The sequence below is a fragment of the uncultured Parasphingorhabdus sp. genome (genome assembly GCF_963975735.1).
Lineage (GTDB): Bacteria > Pseudomonadota > Alphaproteobacteria > Sphingomonadales > Sphingomonadaceae > Parasphingorhabdus.
On record NZ_CAXBIA010000002.1, the window covers coordinates 105072 to 121073 of the forward strand.

General features: G+C 56.3%; 16 protein-coding genes and 1 tRNA gene. 13 read left to right on the forward strand and 4 right to left on the reverse strand.

All coding sequences use genetic code 11. The features are described from left to right. Positions 1 to 10 precede the first annotated feature (10 nt). Positions 11 to 652, reverse strand: coding sequence for a 2OG-Fe(II) oxygenase (locus AACZ86_RS04065; RefSeq protein WP_339689536.1), 642 nt, complete (start codon positions 650 to 652; stop codon positions 11 to 13). A gap of 107 nt (positions 653 to 759) precedes the next feature. Between AACZ86_RS04065 and gspJ the strand changes: the two genes are divergently transcribed. The 4 genes from gspJ (at position 760) to AACZ86_RS04085 (ending at position 3715) form a co-directional block, all read left to right on the forward strand. Then, entirely contained in the window at positions 760 to 1374 is a 615-nt protein-coding gene (gspJ, locus tag AACZ86_RS04070; RefSeq protein ID WP_339689538.1) for a type II secretion system minor pseudopilin GspJ, read from the forward strand. Next, positions 1371 to 2366, forward strand: a complete 996-nt coding sequence (gspK, locus tag AACZ86_RS04075) for a type II secretion system minor pseudopilin GspK (RefSeq protein WP_339689539.1) — start codon at positions 1371 to 1373, stop codon at positions 2364 to 2366. Before gspJ ends, gspK begins: the two co-directional genes overlap by 4 nt. Before the next feature lie 90 nt (positions 2367 to 2456). Continuing rightward, positions 2457 to 2533: transfer RNA gene (locus tag AACZ86_RS04080), tRNA-His, on the forward strand. A 129-nt stretch (positions 2534 to 2662) separates the two neighbouring features. Then, positions 2663 to 3715, forward strand: coding sequence for a Glu/Leu/Phe/Val dehydrogenase dimerization domain-containing protein (locus tag AACZ86_RS04085; RefSeq protein ID WP_339689542.1), 1053 nt, complete (start codon positions 2663 to 2665; stop codon positions 3713 to 3715). Between the two features lie 311 nt (positions 3716 to 4026). On the opposite strand, the gene AACZ86_RS04090 is transcribed toward AACZ86_RS04085, so the two are convergent. The 3 genes from AACZ86_RS04090 to AACZ86_RS04100 form a co-directional block, all read right to left on the reverse strand. Beyond that, positions 4027 to 5082 (reverse strand): phytase, encoded by a 1056-nt coding sequence (locus AACZ86_RS04090; protein ID WP_339689545.1) that lies wholly within the window; start codon positions 5080 to 5082, stop codon positions 4027 to 4029. Then, on the reverse strand, positions 5082 to 7919 hold the full coding sequence (locus AACZ86_RS04095) for a TonB-dependent receptor (RefSeq protein ID WP_339689546.1): 2838 nt from the start codon (positions 7917 to 7919) through the stop codon (positions 5082 to 5084). The genes AACZ86_RS04090 and AACZ86_RS04095 overlap by 1 nt, the downstream gene beginning before the upstream one ends. Positions 7920 to 8083: 164 nt before the next feature. Next, positions 8084 to 8593, reverse strand: coding sequence for a DUF983 domain-containing protein (locus AACZ86_RS04100; protein ID WP_339689549.1), 510 nt, complete (start codon positions 8591 to 8593; stop codon positions 8084 to 8086). Positions 8594 to 8871: 278 nt separating this feature from the next. On the opposite strand from AACZ86_RS04100, the gene AACZ86_RS04105 reads away from it, so the two are divergent. From AACZ86_RS04105 to AACZ86_RS04145, 9 genes are all read left to right on the forward strand, one after another. Continuing rightward, positions 8872 to 9192 carry a helix-turn-helix transcriptional regulator gene (locus AACZ86_RS04105; RefSeq protein ID WP_339689552.1) on the forward strand — a complete coding sequence of 107 codons (321 nt, stop codon included), beginning with the start codon at positions 8872 to 8874 and terminating at the stop codon, positions 9190 to 9192. 11 nt (positions 9193 to 9203) lie between these two features. Next, positions 9204 to 10871, forward strand: coding sequence for a SulP family inorganic anion transporter (locus AACZ86_RS04110; RefSeq protein WP_339689554.1), 1668 nt, complete (start codon positions 9204 to 9206; stop codon positions 10869 to 10871). A 172-nt stretch (positions 10872 to 11043) separates the two neighbouring features. After that, positions 11044 to 11763 (forward strand): heme ABC transporter permease CcmC, encoded by a 720-nt coding sequence (gene ccmC / locus AACZ86_RS04115; RefSeq protein ID WP_339689557.1) that lies wholly within the window; start codon positions 11044 to 11046, stop codon positions 11761 to 11763. Further along, on the forward strand, positions 11760 to 11891 hold the full coding sequence (locus AACZ86_RS04120; protein ID WP_339689558.1) for a hypothetical protein: 132 nt from the start codon (positions 11760 to 11762) through the stop codon (positions 11889 to 11891). The genes ccmC and AACZ86_RS04120 overlap by 4 nt, the downstream gene beginning before the upstream one ends. After that, a complete protein-coding gene (gene ccmE / locus AACZ86_RS04125) occupies positions 11888 to 12337 on the forward strand; it encodes a cytochrome c maturation protein CcmE (protein WP_339689560.1) in 450 nt (149 codons plus the stop codon). The genes AACZ86_RS04120 and ccmE overlap by 4 nt, the downstream gene beginning before the upstream one ends. Then, on the forward strand, positions 12334 to 14271 hold the full coding sequence (locus tag AACZ86_RS04130) for a heme lyase CcmF/NrfE family subunit (RefSeq protein ID WP_339689561.1): 1938 nt from the start codon (positions 12334 to 12336) through the stop codon (positions 14269 to 14271). Before ccmE ends, AACZ86_RS04130 begins: the two co-directional genes overlap by 4 nt. Next, entirely contained in the window at positions 14268 to 14795 is a 528-nt protein-coding gene (locus AACZ86_RS04135; protein ID WP_339689562.1) for a DsbE family thiol:disulfide interchange protein, read from the forward strand. Before AACZ86_RS04130 ends, AACZ86_RS04135 begins: the two co-directional genes overlap by 4 nt. Then, the gene (locus AACZ86_RS04140) at positions 14792 to 15211 is read left to right on the forward strand and encodes a cytochrome c-type biogenesis protein (RefSeq protein ID WP_339689564.1); all 420 of its coding nucleotides are present in this window, start codon (positions 14792 to 14794) and stop codon (positions 15209 to 15211) included. Before AACZ86_RS04135 ends, AACZ86_RS04140 begins: the two co-directional genes overlap by 4 nt. Then, entirely contained in the window at positions 15208 to 15864 is a 657-nt protein-coding gene (locus tag AACZ86_RS04145) for a tetratricopeptide repeat protein (protein WP_339689566.1), read from the forward strand. The genes AACZ86_RS04140 and AACZ86_RS04145 overlap by 4 nt, the downstream gene beginning before the upstream one ends. Positions 15865 to 16002: the final 138 nt, after the last annotated feature.

Below are 16002 nucleotides of genomic sequence, written 5' to 3' on the forward strand. Positions count from 1 at the left end.
TGCAATTTATTCAACCGTTCCATGGCCAGGGTTTTTCGCGATACCATTTGGTGATCACATATTTTGTGCCGCTACGGACTTTCATCCCGTGATGCAGTGTCCAGTTGTTGACGCTACCATCGAAATTCCTGTTATTCCAGCACAGCATTGTACCGGTCTCAGGGATAAAGCTCTTCTTGAAATGGGTGAAGCGTGTGGCACCCCCCGCGTCTGGTGCATTGAGATAGAGCATGAATGTCCAGGTGCGCTGCCCGGCGATTGAGCAATATTTCTGAAAATCCTGACCATGGGGGTCGAAAAAATCGGTGTGCGCCTTGAATTCCTGGCCAACGGCATAGCGTTGACCCTGTAAAGGTTCGCCAAATTGCTTGTCGATATTGGCAAAGCTGCAGATCTTCGCGTCAATCTCCGCCACGAAACTGTCCTCGTGGTCAAGGTCGCAGGTTTCGCTCGTACGAAAATAGTCGTCACCGTTCGGATCAGCAATGGTCGAAGGGCGCCGTCTGTCGTCGATCAGCGTCACAAGTTTGTTACATTCTTCGGAGCTAAGGAAATTTTTGACGATACATAATTCGATTTCCTTGCGCGGAAACCGCTGTACCTTTCCCAATGCGACCAGATAGTCAGCCGATGTATCATTGGCATCTGTCATATGAACGTCCAAAATTGTTCCTAACTACCTCATGTTACGATAAATGAATCCCAGTTGATCGCAACCGCTGTTTGCGGCTCGGGCCAATCTGAATATAAGGGAGGTTGATGGAAAAAAATCCTGCCGAATCCCGCAATCGCAATGGCTTCACTCTGGTCGAGATGATGGTCGCGCTGTTCATTTTCGCCATGTTGTCGGTGGCCGGGGTGATCATGCTCCGGTCCGCGGTTGACAGCGATGAGGTAACTGCCGGGAAGCTTGGCCAGATGGCAGAAATGCAGCGCTTCGTTTCCTTGATGGAAGCCGATTTGAGCCAGACGTTGCCGCGCACATATCGCGATGATCACGGTGATCGGATGCCGGCTTTCGCCAGCGAGACCGCTGGGGCGGAGAAAGCACTGCTGAAATTTACCCGGGGTGGTCAGAGCAATATCAATGGCCAGGCCCGGTCCAATCTGGAACGGGTAGAATATCGGCTGCAGGACGGGAATCTCGAACGCTGGCGTTACCGGATGACCGATGGCGGATCCATCGACCAGCCTGCGGTTCTGATCTCGAACTTGGGTTCATTCGAGTTGCGTTTTCGCAACAAGCGAGGGCAGTGGTCGAATGGCTGGGAAACCGAGAGGCTGACCGACTTGCCGCGTGCGATCGAAATGCAGTTTGAGCAGGATGGGCGGCGTTATCGTCACCTATTTCTGGTCGGGACGGGCTATTTGTGAGAAAATTGCAGGAAATCGGGACGGAAAAGGAACGCGGTGCGGCGTTGTTGACGGTTTTACTGCTGGTTGCGGTGATCGCGATACTGGCGGCACACGGGATTGACCGCTTGGCCGGCGCCACCAAGCTGGCCTCCAACTCGCGGGAACTCTCACAGGCCAAGGCTTATCTGATCGCAGCCGAATCCATCGGGATTCAATCTGCCGAAGAGATTGTATCCGCGTCTCCCGGCCGGACGATCAATGTTGGCGGCTGGAACGGTCGGGAGCAGAAATTCCCGGTGCCGGGAGGACTTGTCGCTGCCTCGCTTGCCGACGGTGGCAATTGTTTCAACATCAACAGCCTCGTGACACAGCAGCAGGATATTCTGTCGGCAAGGCCGGAAGGGATGGCGCAATTTTCGCGGCTCATGGTGATGCTTGGCATATTGGACGGCGATGCGGCGGATATTGCGGAATCGGTTGCCGACTGGATCGACAGCGATATGGTGGCGGCACCACGCGGGGCAGAGGATCAATATTATCTGCAGCAGGAGAATCCCTATCGCACGGCCAATGCGCTGATCGACGATGTCAGCGAGTTGCGAACGATCAAAGGTGTGTCCGATGATATTTTTGTTCGCTTGGCACCGTGGACATGCGCCTTGCCGACGACTGATCTGTCGCCGATCAATATCAATACGCTGCGGCCCGAGCAGGCGATATTGCTGGCTATGCTGGGAGCGGTTCCATCCGATCTGACGCCAGCACGGCAGTTTCTCGGGCGGCGGCCGGAACTGGGATATGGCAGCCTGAATGATTTTTGGGCGCAGTCCTATCCGGCCAGTCTGGGAGCAACGTCCGAAGTCCAGAGCCAGGTCAAGCTGACCACACGCTGGTTCCGGGCCGACCTGACCGTCGAGATGCAAAGTGCGCTGGTCGAGGAGCGGGCGTTGATCGATGCAGCACGGCGACCGGGTCGCCTTGTTCATCGTCAGCGCGGCGATGCGCTTTAATTCAATATTGCCCCGCTAAATGCTTGACGATTGCTATCTGCTATCCCTATGCACCGCTCCGCAATGCGGCTATATAGTGCGCGGCTTGTGGCGATCGTAGCTCAGTTGGTTAGAGCGCCGGTTTGTGGTACCGGAGGTCGGGGGTTCAAGACCCCTCGATCGCCCCATTTTTCCCTAGAGAAGCAGATGAAGCACAAGGTCATCACCACCTGACCTTGCGGCAAAGTCTTTCTTTATTTGTAATTAAATTACAGCTATGGGATATTTAATTACTCCAATTGCCAAGGATAACCGTCATGAGCGTGATGTGGGATTTGCCGGATTTTGACGACCATGAAGCGGTCCATTTTTTCCATGATGTAGAAACCGGCCTCAGCGCGATTGTCGCCTTGCACAGCACCCATCTCGGCCCCGGAGCCGGTGGCACCCGTTTCTGGCATTACGAGAATCGCGAAACCGCAGTAACCGATGTGTTGCGCCTGTCGCGCGGCATGAGCTTCAAGAACGCGATGGCCGGTTTGCCGCTGGGTGGCGGCAAAGCCGTCATTCTCGCCGACCGAAATCGCACCAAGACACCGGAAATGCTCGCCGCTTTCGGGCGGATGATCGAGTCGCTTGGCGGACAATATGTGACCGCGGAAGATGTCGGAATCACCGCTGCTGACATGGTCGCTCTGACCAAAGAGACCAAATATGTCTCCGGCCTGCCGGTCAGCAATAGCGGCGAAGCCGGTGGTGACCCGGGGCCGTTCACGGCGATGGGCGTCTATCTTGGCGTCAAGGCCGCGGTGGCGCACAAGCTTGGCAGTGACACGATGGACGGCGTTCATGTCGCGATCCAGGGCGTTGGCAGCGTCGGTGGCGGTCTTGCCCGTTTGCTCGCCAAAGACGGCGCGAAATTGAGCATCGCCGACATCAACAAGGACCATGCCGCAGCGCTGGCGAAGGAAATTGGCGCGACGGTCGTCGGCCTCGATGAAGTCATGCGGATCGAGGCGGATGTGTTCAGTCCCAATGCCTTGGGCGCGATATTGGACAAGGTCTCTATTGCCCATCTCAATGTTCCAATTGTTGCAGGCGGCGCCAATAATCAGCTGGCGACTCCCGAAGACGGACAGCGAATCTTTGACCGTAACATCCTGTTCGCGCCGGATTATGTTATCAACTCGGGTGGTATCATCAGCGTTGGCCTCGAATATTTCGGCGACGGCGATGTCAAGGAAGTGAACCGCCGAGTTGCGATGATTCCTGAGCGGCTTACCGAAATCTGGGAACAGAGCGATTCACAGAAATTGCCGGATTCCGATGTCGCGGACAATTTGGCGATGGCCCTGATCGGCCGAGGCTAAGCGCATTGCGAACCTGACACAAATTGACCATTTTATTTTGTGTAATCTTTGCTCGAAAATCGCTAATTTCTGACATTTTCTAACTGTCAATTCGCGGCCTAGTGTAATCTTTCAATCCTGTGCCAATTCGAGCGGGGTTGCTGTTCATGGGCGAGGACTATCATCTTGTTCAAATGTCAAAGAGCCTGTCCGACGCATCGCGAAGGACAGGCCAGAGAATAGCTTATCGGGTCGGCTGTAGGAAAGAAGCTTGGACGGAATGACGGAAGAGAGCGCTGCAAAAGCGCTTCCTGCCGTCCAGATCTTCGATATTATGGCGTGACCGCAGCCTTGATTTTGGACCAGCTGACCAGCTTGAAATTTTGCGTGCCGCCTTCATTTGCACCATCCTGCATCACCATCAGACCTTCTGGATAGGCCGGGCCAAAGTCGCCCAATATGACTTCGATACCGTCTGTTTCAGAGGTGCCGTCGATGGCGCCGTCGACGAGACGGAAGCGGTTTACATAGGCGCCTGTGGTCAGGTCATAGAGCACATAGGCATTGTCGCCCTGGCTGGAGGCGACCAGATAGCCACCATTTTCACCTTCGGCTGCCAGTGCAAGGCCTTCGACATCAGCGACCAGTTCACGGCCGTTGATATTGGCAAAGCGCTGTGGCGCGAAATTGTCTGCGTCCAGATTGAAAAGCCAGATGCCGGCATTTTCCTCGCCGACATAGAGGCGTCCGGTGCGGTCATCGACTACGCAGCCTTCCGGCTGAGTGGCCAGCTTATATTCCCGCGTGATCTTTGATGTCGCTTTGCCACCGGCAAAGGACAGGGTCAGTTCACGGACGAAGCCGCTTTTCTCGATCATATAGGCAAAGACTTCACCGCCGTGATCCTGACCAAAGCAAAAACCATAAGCTTCGCCGGTACCCGCGGGATATTTGCCCAAAAGCGACAATATAGCGGTTTCAGTGTCGAGCTCGTAGAGGCCGACATGGGCATTGGCAGGGTCATTGCGGATGCTTGCGCCGATCAGCACGGTCTTTTTCCCGTCAATCATGACTTCGCGCAGATCGACATTGTTAAGCTCGCCTTCGGGGAGGAAGGATTTCTTCGATCCGTCCAGCCCGTAGACATAAAGCCCGGCGCGCTTGTCGGTGCCGATGATCAAGCTTTTCGCCGGATCCTTGGCATTGCGCCAGATCGCCGGATCATCCGCAGCGTCGCGGTTGACCGTACCGACCGGAACCGTTTCCGCATCTGCGGTCAGTTCCAGCGTCGGTACTGCTGAGGTGGCGGATGAAGCCAAGCCGGTTTGGGCCGTACATCCGGCAAGGGCGGCGCTGCTCAAAAGCAGCAAAAGTGCAGCATTTTTCATCACATTGTTATCTTTGCGCCAAATTTGAATGTCGAGCCATATTCTTCATATTGCAGCAGTCTCTGGGTCGATTCGAAATTCTGATAGGCGAAATATTTGGCATTGTTGATGTTGATCCATTCCGCAAACAACCGCACATTCTTGTTCAGCTTGAATTTCACGCTGGCGTCGAGCTGGAAATGATTGTCGACATAGCGGTCCTCGCTGGCTTCCGCACCGAGCTCGTCGAGATAGCGATCTCGATAAGTGCCTGCCAGCCGGAAATCGAACGGACCCTTCTCGTAACCCAGCACCGCGTTGAACGTATGCTTGGAGCTGCTCGGCAGAGTGATGCTGCGCAGATCAGTGACGTCGCCATCGGTCGGCACCGTGCCGGTCGCATCGGTATAGGTATAGTTGAAGTTGACGAGAAAGCCGTCGAGTGGATCGGGCAGGAAATTGAGCGCTTGCGCAAAGCCCAGTTCGATACCGAAGACTTCGGCGCTGCTACCGTTGATCGGGATGGTTGCCTCGTCAAAGTCGATGCCGAAGCGGGTGCCGTTTTCCTCAAGCGAATCGACGATGAAATTCTTGATGTCCTTGTAAAAGACATTGGCCGTCAGCGCGCCGTTCGAACTGAAATAATATTCGGCCGAAGCGTCGAAGTTCCAGGCTTCATAGGGCTGGAGGTCCGGATTGCCAAATTCACCTTCGCGCTCGTCGTCATCATTCTGCTCGACCGCGAAGCGGGGAGCGAGATCGGACAGGTTGGGGCGAACGATGCTGCGATAGCCAGCAGCGCGCAGCACCAGATTGCGCTGCGGTTCGAAGCGGATATTCAGGCTTGGCAACCAGTCATCATAGCTACGCGAGAAGCTGTTGGGAGCGACAACGACCGTATTCTCGGTAAACAGTACGCCACCGAAGGTCGCATCTTCCTCGACCAATGTCACGGTGTTGGCGGAAATGACATTTTCGGTCCGTTCGAAACGGAGACCGCCGATGACCCGCAGCTTGTCGCTGTCCCAGCGACCAAGAAGATAGCCGGCGTAAATATCCTCCTGATTCACATAGTCGGAAACAGCGGAATCAAACTGGCTATCGATTTCCTGCAGCTCGAAATCTCCGAAATTGGCGCGGAAATATTCCGTTGGTCCTGTGTGGCTGGCGACCGGACCGAGGTCGGTGATGCGATAGGTTTGTTTGCCCAGTACGTCGGCCAATGTATAATTGCCGGTGCTGTCCTCATAGAATTCTACATTATTGTCGTGGCTTTTCTCGCGCCAGCGCCCCTTGAAGCCGCCCTGAACGGTGAAGTCGCCACCATCCATTGCAAAAATACGGGAGACGTCCAGTCGGGCCGAATATTCTTCGTCCTGCGCGTCCGACAAGGTGGTCAGTTCAACATCATCCAGCTCGTAGACGCTGGCGTCATTGGCAAGAGCCGCTCCGGAAACAATGCTGTAAAGCGGCATCCGGGCGTCGCTATAGTCGAACAATACACCAACGCCGTCGCCTTCGAATTTGTTGGAAAAGGTGCTGGGATCGAGCGAACCATTTTCATATTCGCTCGATTTTGACCAGCTACCCGAATATTCGATTTTCCAGGGACCGGTTTCGGTCTTGCCGCCGAGCACGACCGACCGGATTTTCTGGGTCTCGAACCGGTCTTTTACATCGCGTTCGATCTCGATCTCGCCATCGGCGTCGTCAAACAGGGCGCTATCGGCGTCGCCGCTGCTCGCTTGTTCGTCGAGCTTGAAGGTTGTCCGAGTGCGATATTCCTGATCGTCAAACTGGCTGTAGATACCGCGGGCATATAATTCTGTGCTGTCGCTGGCGCGGAAATCGAAAGAGAGCGAAGCGCTGATCCGTTCGCGTTCGACATCATAGTCGCGATACTGGACCTCTTCGGCATAGACGACGCCATCGTCATTGGTGTCCCAGCCTTCGGCTTCGATATTATCGGTTTCAAACTTGCGCTTGTAATAAGACAGGCCGCCGGCGACGCCGATATTGTCGGTCAGACGGGTCGAGAAATCGATGCTGCCCTTTGGTGAAACATGGCCGGCATAGTCATTGTAGCTGCCCTCGATCTTGCCGGTCAGCAGGTCTTTCTTGCGGTCGAAGGCGCTGACGGTCTTGATTTCGATCGAAGCGCCGATCGTGTCCGCATCCATGTCGGGGGTCAGCGATTTCTTGATTTCGATCGATTCAATGAGGTCGCTCGAAATCACATCGAGCGCGACCGACCGGACATCGCTTTCAGGGGAGGGGATGCGGACGCCGTTCAGGGAGGAAGCGTTCAAATTCGGATCAAGCCCGCGTACCGAGACAAACCGGCCTTCGCCCTGATCGTTCAGGATGTTGACACCGGCTACCCGGCGGAGGGATTCAGCAACATTCTGGTCGGGAAACTGGCCGATGGAATCGCGGGTGATCACCGAGCTTACACCGTCCGCCTCGCGCTTGCGGGAGAGCGAACTGGCCTGATTGGCGCTTTGGCCGATGACCAGAATTTCCATTCCCGATCCGGTCTGCAACAGGATGTTGGCGACGGTGGGTCCGGTTTCGGTGACCGTTATGCTGCTTTGACCGGTGTCCGCGCCGACATAGCGCGTTTCCAGCGTATAGGTGCCGGCGGGGACTTCGGGAAATCTGTAGCTGCCATCGCGGCTGGTGGTGACGACACGGTCCAGTTCGACAATACGGACCTGCGCCGACTGCAATCCTCTGGTGTCGCTGGGATCGCTGACCACGCCGCTGACTGTACCTGCCGATGCCAGCCCAGGAAGGGTCAGCAAAATGCCGGCTGATCCGATTAGTAACTCTTTGCGAAATCTAGATATTCTAGCCATTATGCCCTCCGGTAAATCTGATGTACCGGGCCTCTAGGCGCTAATTGTGAAGGGAAATGACCGTTTTGAAGACTCCGGGATGAATCTTTGATTACGGTTCCGTTACAGGCCGCAAATTGGCAAAAGCGGGGCGGGGGAACGAGCGTTCATTCCCGGAATTTCGGCTATCGGTGATCCTGAAGCTTGTCGGACGCGTCGGCCGGGGCTGGCCGGGGAGGCTTCTCAAAACCGTGCAATCCCATCCACCATTGCATGGCAATGATCGCGCCTTTTGCTGGTTGCAGCAACGAACCCAGCAGAATGAGCCCCAATATTATTATGATCGCCAGATTGGTCCACATGGAGAAATCGGTTTCGTTGATCATGAAGATGATGACCGGTGCCAGAATATGTCCCGTCACGATGATGGCGACATAGGCAGGGAAATCATCCGCCTGCTGAGCGGTCCAGTCCTGACCGCAGATCGGGCAACGGTCCATCGGTTTGAGCAGTCGCGGAAACATATGGCCCTTGCCGCAGCTGGGGCAGCGGCCACGCAGGCCACGGACGGCTGCCTGAAGCGTGGTTTTTGGTAAATCAGGGGCGCTATATTCGTCCACGTTATCCAGGGCGGCAGTTTCATCGCCCGGCATGTCGTCAACGATTCTGTCCAGCAAAGTTTCAAATCCGGCCATCAATTTTATCCCGTCCAATTGTCATTGGAAATATGGGCCGGCTTCGTGCCAGCCGCTTGCATTTGACAGTCGCAGGATGTCCTTCCTGCGACCGTGATGGCGATGAGCGGGTCAGTCAAAGTGCAGGCCGCATCGCCAAGGTGAACGTCATCATGTCTATTTTCTTGTCCGGATCACTGCTTCCGAGTCACCGTAAACGATGAAAGGTCACTATACAGACTCAGAATAAATTGTTAATACTGATATTTGATGTTTAATATATGATAATGGATAGATAAATGATCACTTCGCAACAAATGCGGGCATCGCGAGCCATGCTGGGTATCGATCAGAGGCAATTGGCGGAACTGGCCGGGCTTTCCTTGCCGACGATCCAGCGGATGGAGGCGTCCGACGGACAGGTGCGCGGCGTCGTCGACACGTTGGTCAAGGTTATCGGCGCGCTGGAGAATAGCGGAATCGAACTGATCGGCGAGAATGCATCGAGCATCGGGATCGGCCGCGGGGTGCGTTTGCGCGAGACGATGGATGGCAAGGCAGCAAGTCCAGTCGGTTCGATCCTGTTCGACAAGGCCACGCCAGATGCAGAAGCCGAATAGAGGCTCGTCCGGTGCATAGCTTCACTCCCAAGATCATCACGACCATGCGCGAAGGCTATACTCCCGGCCTGTTCAAAGCCGATGCCATTGCCGGGCTAACAGTTGCCATAGTCGCGCTGCCACTGTCGATGGCGCTGGCCATCGCCAGCGGCGCATCGCCCGACAAGGGTCTGATCACCGCTGTCATTGCCGGATTCATGATTTCCTTTCTGGGCGGTTCGCGGGTTCAGGTCGGAGGACCCACGGGTGCCTTTGTTGTGGTCGTGTTCAATGTCATCGCCCAGCACGGCTATGATGGTCTGCTCGTCGCTGCATTTATGGCCGGGCTGATCCTGATTGCCGCCGGTGCGTTCAAGATCGGGCGCCTGATCAAGTTCATCCCCCATCCGGTGGTGACCGGCTTTACCGCCGGGATCGCCGTGATCATAGCTTCCAGCCAGGTGAAGGATTTTCTGGGCCTTTCGCTCGAAAATGTACCTTCGGAATTTCTGCCCAAATGGCAGGCCTATTTCGGGGCGATATCAACGGTGCATCTCGAGACCTTGCTGGTCGGCCTCGGCGCTTTTTCACTGATTATCGCGCTGCGAAGATTTGCCCCCAGATTGCCCGGCTTCCTCATCGCCCTGATAGTGGCGGCAGCGGTAGTCGCGTTGCTCAAGCTTCCGGTCGATACCATCGGTACGCGTTTCCCGGACATGCCGACGACGATGCCGATGCCGTCACTGCCGGCGCTGTCCTGGGCACGAATAGTTGAATTGCTGCCCTCGGCATTTACCATTGCCTTTCTCGCCGGGATCGAGGCGCTGCTGTCGGCGGTCGTCGCTGACGGCATGACCGGCACCCGCCACCGTTCCAACCAGGAGCTGATCGGGCAGGGGATTGCCAATCTCGGCTCGGTGGCGTTCGGCGGTCTGCCTGCAACCGGCGCGATTGCGCGGACGGCGACGAATATCAAGGCGGGAGCGAAAACCCCGGTGGCCGGCATGATGCACGCGCTGTTCATATTGGTGTTCATCTTGTTCGGCAGCGATCTGATGGCTTATGTGCCGATGGCGGCACTGGCCGCTATCCTCTTCGTCGTCGCATGGGGCATGTGCGAAATCGACCGGTTCATCGCCTTGCTGCGCATGCCCAACAGTGACCGGGCCGTGCTGTTGCTGACCTTCGGGCTGACCATATTGGTCGATCTGACGGTGGCGATCGGTGTCGGGGTGACCCTGGCGTCGCTGCTGTTCATGGCGCGGATGAGCGAGACCGTGCTGTTCGACAACGGCAATGCACCAGACCATGATGACGGATCTCATGGCGATGATCTGACTCAGCGCGATGATCTTCCGAAAGGCGTTGAAGTGTTCCGGATCAGCGGACCGGTGTTTTTCGGCGTGGCGGGCGAATTGCTCGATGCGATGCGCAAGATCGGACGGACGCCCAAGGTGATCATCTTGCGGATGCGGCTTGTGCCGATGCTTGACGCGAGCGGGGTGACGATGATCGAGGAATTTATCGAACAGGCCAGCGTGTCTGGCGCCAAGATCATCTTGTCCGGCGTACAGCCACAGCCGAAGAAAATGCTCGCGCGTATCGGCTTGTCCGATGACAAGGCCAGTATATTTTTCGAAGCCGATTATGCCGCCGCGCTGAAACATGCCAAAGAATTGACAAAGATAACCGTCCACTAGTCAGGACGGGCATAAAGGTCGTGGATAGTGGTCGGGAAACGGCCGGTCTGTGGATTTTCAAGGCTGCAAACTATCGCAAATCGCAAAAGCACTTGTCGCCTCGCCCCGCTTCTGCCATCGAAACCCGCGATTGATGTTGATCATCCGCAACCGAGGCAATATCGCTTTACCCATGCACGCATATGCCAATCCCGCCCATTTCCTGTCCCTTGCCAGGCCGCTGACGCCGTTCCTGCTGTTCGGCGGCATCGCCATGGTATTGACTGCATGCATATGGGGCCTGTGGGCGACACCGGCCGAGCGGTTGCAGGGTGATACGGTAAAGATCATCTTCGTTCACGTGCCGATGGCGTGGCTCGGCATGGCCGGATGGTCGGGCATTGCTATTGCTAGCGTGTCCGAGCTGATCTGGCGGCATCCGCTGGCCTCGCACGCGGCGCGTGCGATAGCGGTGCCCGGGGCGTTGTTTTCTCTTTTATGTCTGATCACCGGATCGATCTGGGGGCGTCCGGCATGGGGGACATGGTGGGTCTGGGACGGTCGTCTGACCTCGATGCTGGTGCTGTTCTTTCTCTATCTCGCCTATATCGTGCTGGCGAACGAAACCAGCAAGGCCAATGGCCAGAGCCGGATTGCCGCCATTTTCGGTGTCGTCGGTATCGTCAATCTGCCGATCATCCGCTTTTCGGTCGAATGGTGGGAGACCCAGCATCAGGGTACGAGCATCAGCATCATGGGAAAATCCACGATAGATGCTCTCTATTTATGGCCTCTATTGGTTTCGGCGATAGGTTTCTCTCTCTTATTCGGTGCGATTGTGCTTATGCGGATGCGCGCCAGTCTGGCGCAGACCAAAGTCGATGCCCGGCTAAAAAGGATGGCAGCCGAATGAACCACTGGCCTTTTGTCTTTGCATCCTATGCCATAGTACTCATGGGCACGGCAGCGGTTATCGTGAACAGTTTTGTTACGATGCGCAGGGCGGAACGCAAGGCAGATCAGTTGAGTAAGCGGAAATGAAAGCAAAGCATCAAAGATTAACTCTGGTTCTGCTGGCGGTGGTTGCACTGATCGGGGCCGGTTCGCTGGCCGCCTATGCGCTGCAGGATCAGGCGAGCTATTTCTACACCCCGTCAGATATTGCCGAAAAGAAACCGGAAGCAGGTTCGGCTATTCGCCTTGGCGGCATGGTCGAAGAGGGTTCGATCCAGCGCTCGGCTGACGGTGTGACGGTGGAATTCTTCGTGCAGGACGGCACCGCGCGGCAAAAAGTTACTTATACCGGCATCACGCCCGATCTATTTGTCGAGGGTTCCGGTGTGGTCGCCGACGGCCGGCTGGATGCCAACGGCATGTTTGTCGCCGAGACCTTGCTCGCCAAACATGATGAAAATTATATTCCGCGCGAGCTGGAGGGCATTGATATGACATCCGGCAAACATAAAACGGAGACGCTGGTCCAATGATCGCCGAAACGGGACTGATCGCGCTTTGGCTGGCCGCTGCGCTCGCGCTCCTGCAATTTGCTCTGGGTGCGATTGGGTTGCGCGCTGACCGGCAGGAATATTTTGCGGCAATCCGGCCGGTCGCGGTTGCGCAGGGACTCTTTGTCGCGTTGTCGTTCCTGCTCCTGATCTGGCTGTTCCTGCGTTCCGACATGTCGGTCAGACTGGTGGTAATGAACAGCGCCTCGGTAAAGCCGTTCATTTATAAATTTGCCGGAACCTGGGGCAATCACGAAGGATCGATGCTGCTGTGGGTGACGGTGATGGGATTGGCTGGCGCCTTTATCGCATTATTCGAACGTTCGCTGAAAACCAGGACTCTGGTCGCTACTCTTGCAGCGCAAGCCTTTATCAGCATCGGCTTTTATGCCTTCCTGCTGATTTCCTCCAACCCGTTCGAACGGATGTTTCCAATCCCGGCTGAAGGGCAGGGGCTCAATCCTCTGCTCCAGGATCCCGGTCTCGCCTTTCATCCGCCAACACTCTATTTCGGCTATGTCGGCCTTTCGGTGGCCTTCTCCTTCGCTGTTGGCGCGATGATTACCCGCGACGTCGGGGCCGATTTTGCCAAGGCGATGCGGCCATGGGTGCTGGGCGCGTGGATATTTCTGACGCTCGGTATCACTGCGGGCAGCTATTGGGCTTATTATGAACTGGGCTGGGGTGGCTGGTGGTTCTGGGATCCGGTTGAAAATGCGTCGCTTATGCCATGGCTGGCGGCGACAGCGTTGCTTCATTCCGTAACCGTCCTTGCGACGCGCGACGGATTGCGCGCGTGGACGCTGATGCTGGCTGTGGTCGCTTTCTCGATGTCGATGATCGGTACATTCCTCGTACGCTCCGGCATTTTGACCAGCGTTCATGCCTTTGCCGTCGATCCGGAAAGAGGCAGCTTCATTCTGGCTCTGCTCGCCCTCTATATTGGTGGCGCCATGGCTCTGTTTGCGTTGCGCGTCAGCACTGTGAAAGAAGGATCGCGGTTCGAGCTGGTCAGCCGGGAAGGCGCGCTGGTTGCCAACAATCTGCTGCTTTCGGTGATATTGGCGCTGGTCTTCATTGGTACGCTTTATCCCTTGCTGGTCGAAGCGTTGACCGGGGACAAGCTGTCCGTTGGACCTCCCTATTTCAATCTCGCGACCGGGCCGCTCGCCCTGATGCTGGTAGCAGTCATGGCCGCAGGCCCGCTGCTACGCTGGCGACGCGATAGTTCCAAAGCGTTGCTCAACCGCATCTCGATCCCGATTCTGGTCGCAGCCGCTGCTTTATTTGCTTTGGCTTTGTTTACCACCGGCATGTCGGTCCTCGCATTGCTCGGCCTTGGCCTGGCCGCCGGGGTCGCCGTTGCCAGTTTCGCGCCATTGTGGAAACGCAACCTGCGGCGCACGCCACTGCACACTTACGGCATGGTCATCGCCCATTTCGGTATCGCGGTCGCTCTCGTCGGCATGGCGTGCGAAAGCAGCTTTACCGAGGAAAATCTGGTCGCGGCAAGGCCGGGCGACGAAATTTCCATCAACAAATGGAAATTGAAATTTGACGCAATCGAACCGATGGCGGGGCCCAACTGGACCGCGCTCGAAAGCCGGATCACTGCGCAATATGGCGACGGGACCATCCGTGAGATCGCACCGCAAAACCGGATGTTTGCCGCCGCCCAGACGCAGACCAGCGAAGCCGCGCTGCTGACCCGCTGGAACGGGCAGCTCTATGTGGTGCTGGGTGATGGCGACAGCCAGGGTCGCTGGCAGATACGGGTCTGGTGGAAACCATTTGTTCCGTTGATCTGGTTTGGCGGAATATTGGTCGCGCTGGGCGGATTGCTCGCGATGATCGGTCGATTGCGGCGCGGCTATAAACAGCGCAAGCAGCGCGAATATGCCGAGGCTATGATATGAATCGCTGGCTGCTCTGGTTGCCGCTCGTGCTTTTCGGCATCTTCTTTGCCGCAGTGGCGACCGGCCTGATCATGCCCAAGGATAATATCATCGAGAGCAAGATGGTGGGCAAGCCGATGCCTGCATTTGCCTTGCCCGCTGCGGTTGAACAGCGGCCAGCTGTAAGCAGTGCCGATCTCGCACAAGGCAAGCCGACATTGCTCAATATCTTCGCTAGTTGGTGCGTGCCGTGCATTGCGGAAGCTCCGCAATTGTTGGCGCTGCAAAAGGCCGGGGTCGAGATCAACGCGATCGCCAGCCGCGATACGCCCGAAGATATTGCCAATTTTCTCAACCGCTGGGGCAATCCTTATGCCCGGATCGGTACCGACACGACCAGCAAGGTCCAGCTTGAACTGGGGTCATCCGGCGTTCCGGAGACTTTTGTGATCGATGGCAATGGCATCATCGTCCATCAGCATATCGGAGATATCCGTGAAGAAGATGTTCCCGAGCTTCTGAAATTGCTGGAGGACGCGAAATGAAGCGTTTGCTTGTTCTGCTGATCACCATGTGTCTTGCGGTCCCGGTTGTAGCGCAGACCGGCCTGCCGCCCGCGCCTTATGCCAACCGGCAACTGGATGACCCGCAACAGGAAGCCGCTGCGCGTGACCTGATGGATGAACTGCGCTGTCTCAAATGCCAGAGTCAGTCGATTGCCGACAGCAACGCGCCGATGGCGGGCGATATGCGCAGCCAGGTGCGGGAGAGAATCGCCGCGGGTGAAACGCCGGAGCAGGTCAGAAGCTGGCTCGTTGAACGCTATGGAAATTGGGTGTCCTACAATCCGCCGATAGCTTCGGCGGTCACATGGCCGCTGTGGATTGCGCCGATCATCCTGTTGCTTGCCGCCTTGTGGCTGGCGCGTGGACGTTTCCGCAAACCCAAGGATGATGAATGATGGGCTGGATCATAATTTTTCTTTTTGTACTGGCTTGTGCTGCTGCGCTGATCTTCGTGGGTAAAATGCCTCGACCCACATATGAAATTACCGCTGCCGCGCTGTTGCTGGGTATTGCCGGTTACGCCTGGCAGGGACATCCCGGCATGGCCGGGGTCTCGATCGAGCCGACCGAAAAGCCCAATAGCTTTGACGATGATACAATTGACGCACGTAACGAGATGGGCGAACGTTTCGGAACCGCGCGGGAATGGCTGGTTTTTTCCGACTCCCTTAACCGTACAGGCAAGCATGGTGCTGCCGCCAATTATTTGCGCAACGGCGTGAGAGAACATCCCGATGACCCCGATCTGTGGGTCGGATTGGGCAATGCGCTGGTCGTACATGCCGATGGCGTGATCACGCCGGCTGCGCAATTCGCCTTTCAGAAAGCCGCCGATCTGTCACCCGAACACCCCGGACCACCGTTTTTTCTGGGACTTGCCTATGCACAGTCGGGCAAGATTGATCAGGCGCGGGCGATCTGGACCGAATTATTGGCCCGGAGCAGCGAGGATGCGCCCTGGCGAGCTGATCTCGAGTCGCGACTGGCGACGATGGAAAAGATACAACCTTCGCTGCCGGTCAAACCAGAATTACCGACTGGGCAGTAAAAAGCCTTTTGTTATGAATGAGTTGATATTAGCTGTTCGTCGCTTTGTTGCACCCGCTAATGGCCCGTGCTAGTCGCGCGCGCTTGCTGACACGATTGCCAGTAAATAACTTGTTGTGTCCAAATTGATCGGGGTATC

Bases quoted from the DNA above. Each gene is read 5' to 3' on its own strand.
- AACZ86_RS04065 (WP_339689536.1), bottom strand. From the start codon at position 652: ATGACAGATGCCAATGATACATCGGCTGACTATCTGGTCGCATTGGGA.
- gspJ (WP_339689538.1), top strand. From the start codon at position 760: ATGGAAAAAAATCCTGCCGAATCCCGCAATCGCAATGGCTTCACTCTG.
- AACZ86_RS04085 (WP_339689542.1), top strand. From the start codon at position 2,663: ATGAGCGTGATGTGGGATTTGCCGGATTTTGACGACCATGAAGCGGTC.
- AACZ86_RS04090 (WP_339689545.1), bottom strand. From the start codon at position 5,082: ATGAAAAATGCTGCACTTTTGCTGCTTTTGAGCAGCGCCGCCCTTGCC.
- AACZ86_RS04095 (WP_339689546.1), bottom strand. From the start codon at position 7,919: ATGGCTAGAATATCTAGATTTCGCAAAGAGTTACTAATCGGATCAGCC.
- AACZ86_RS04100 (WP_339689549.1), bottom strand. From the start codon at position 8,593: ATGGCCGGATTTGAAACTTTGCTGGACAGAATCGTTGACGACATGCCG.
- AACZ86_RS04105 (WP_339689552.1), top strand. From the start codon at position 8,872: ATGATCACTTCGCAACAAATGCGGGCATCGCGAGCCATGCTGGGTATC.
- ccmC (WP_339689557.1), top strand. From the start codon at position 11,044: ATGCACGCATATGCCAATCCCGCCCATTTCCTGTCCCTTGCCAGGCCG.
- AACZ86_RS04120 (WP_339689558.1), top strand. From the start codon at position 11,760: ATGAACCACTGGCCTTTTGTCTTTGCATCCTATGCCATAGTACTCATG.
- ccmE (WP_339689560.1), top strand. From the start codon at position 11,888: ATGAAAGCAAAGCATCAAAGATTAACTCTGGTTCTGCTGGCGGTGGTT.
- AACZ86_RS04130 (WP_339689561.1), top strand. From the start codon at position 12,334: ATGATCGCCGAAACGGGACTGATCGCGCTTTGGCTGGCCGCTGCGCTC.
- AACZ86_RS04135 (WP_339689562.1), top strand. From the start codon at position 14,268: ATGAATCGCTGGCTGCTCTGGTTGCCGCTCGTGCTTTTCGGCATCTTC.
- AACZ86_RS04140 (WP_339689564.1), top strand. From the start codon at position 14,792: ATGAAGCGTTTGCTTGTTCTGCTGATCACCATGTGTCTTGCGGTCCCG.
- AACZ86_RS04145 (WP_339689566.1), top strand. From the start codon at position 15,208: ATGATGGGCTGGATCATAATTTTTCTTTTTGTACTGGCTTGTGCTGCT.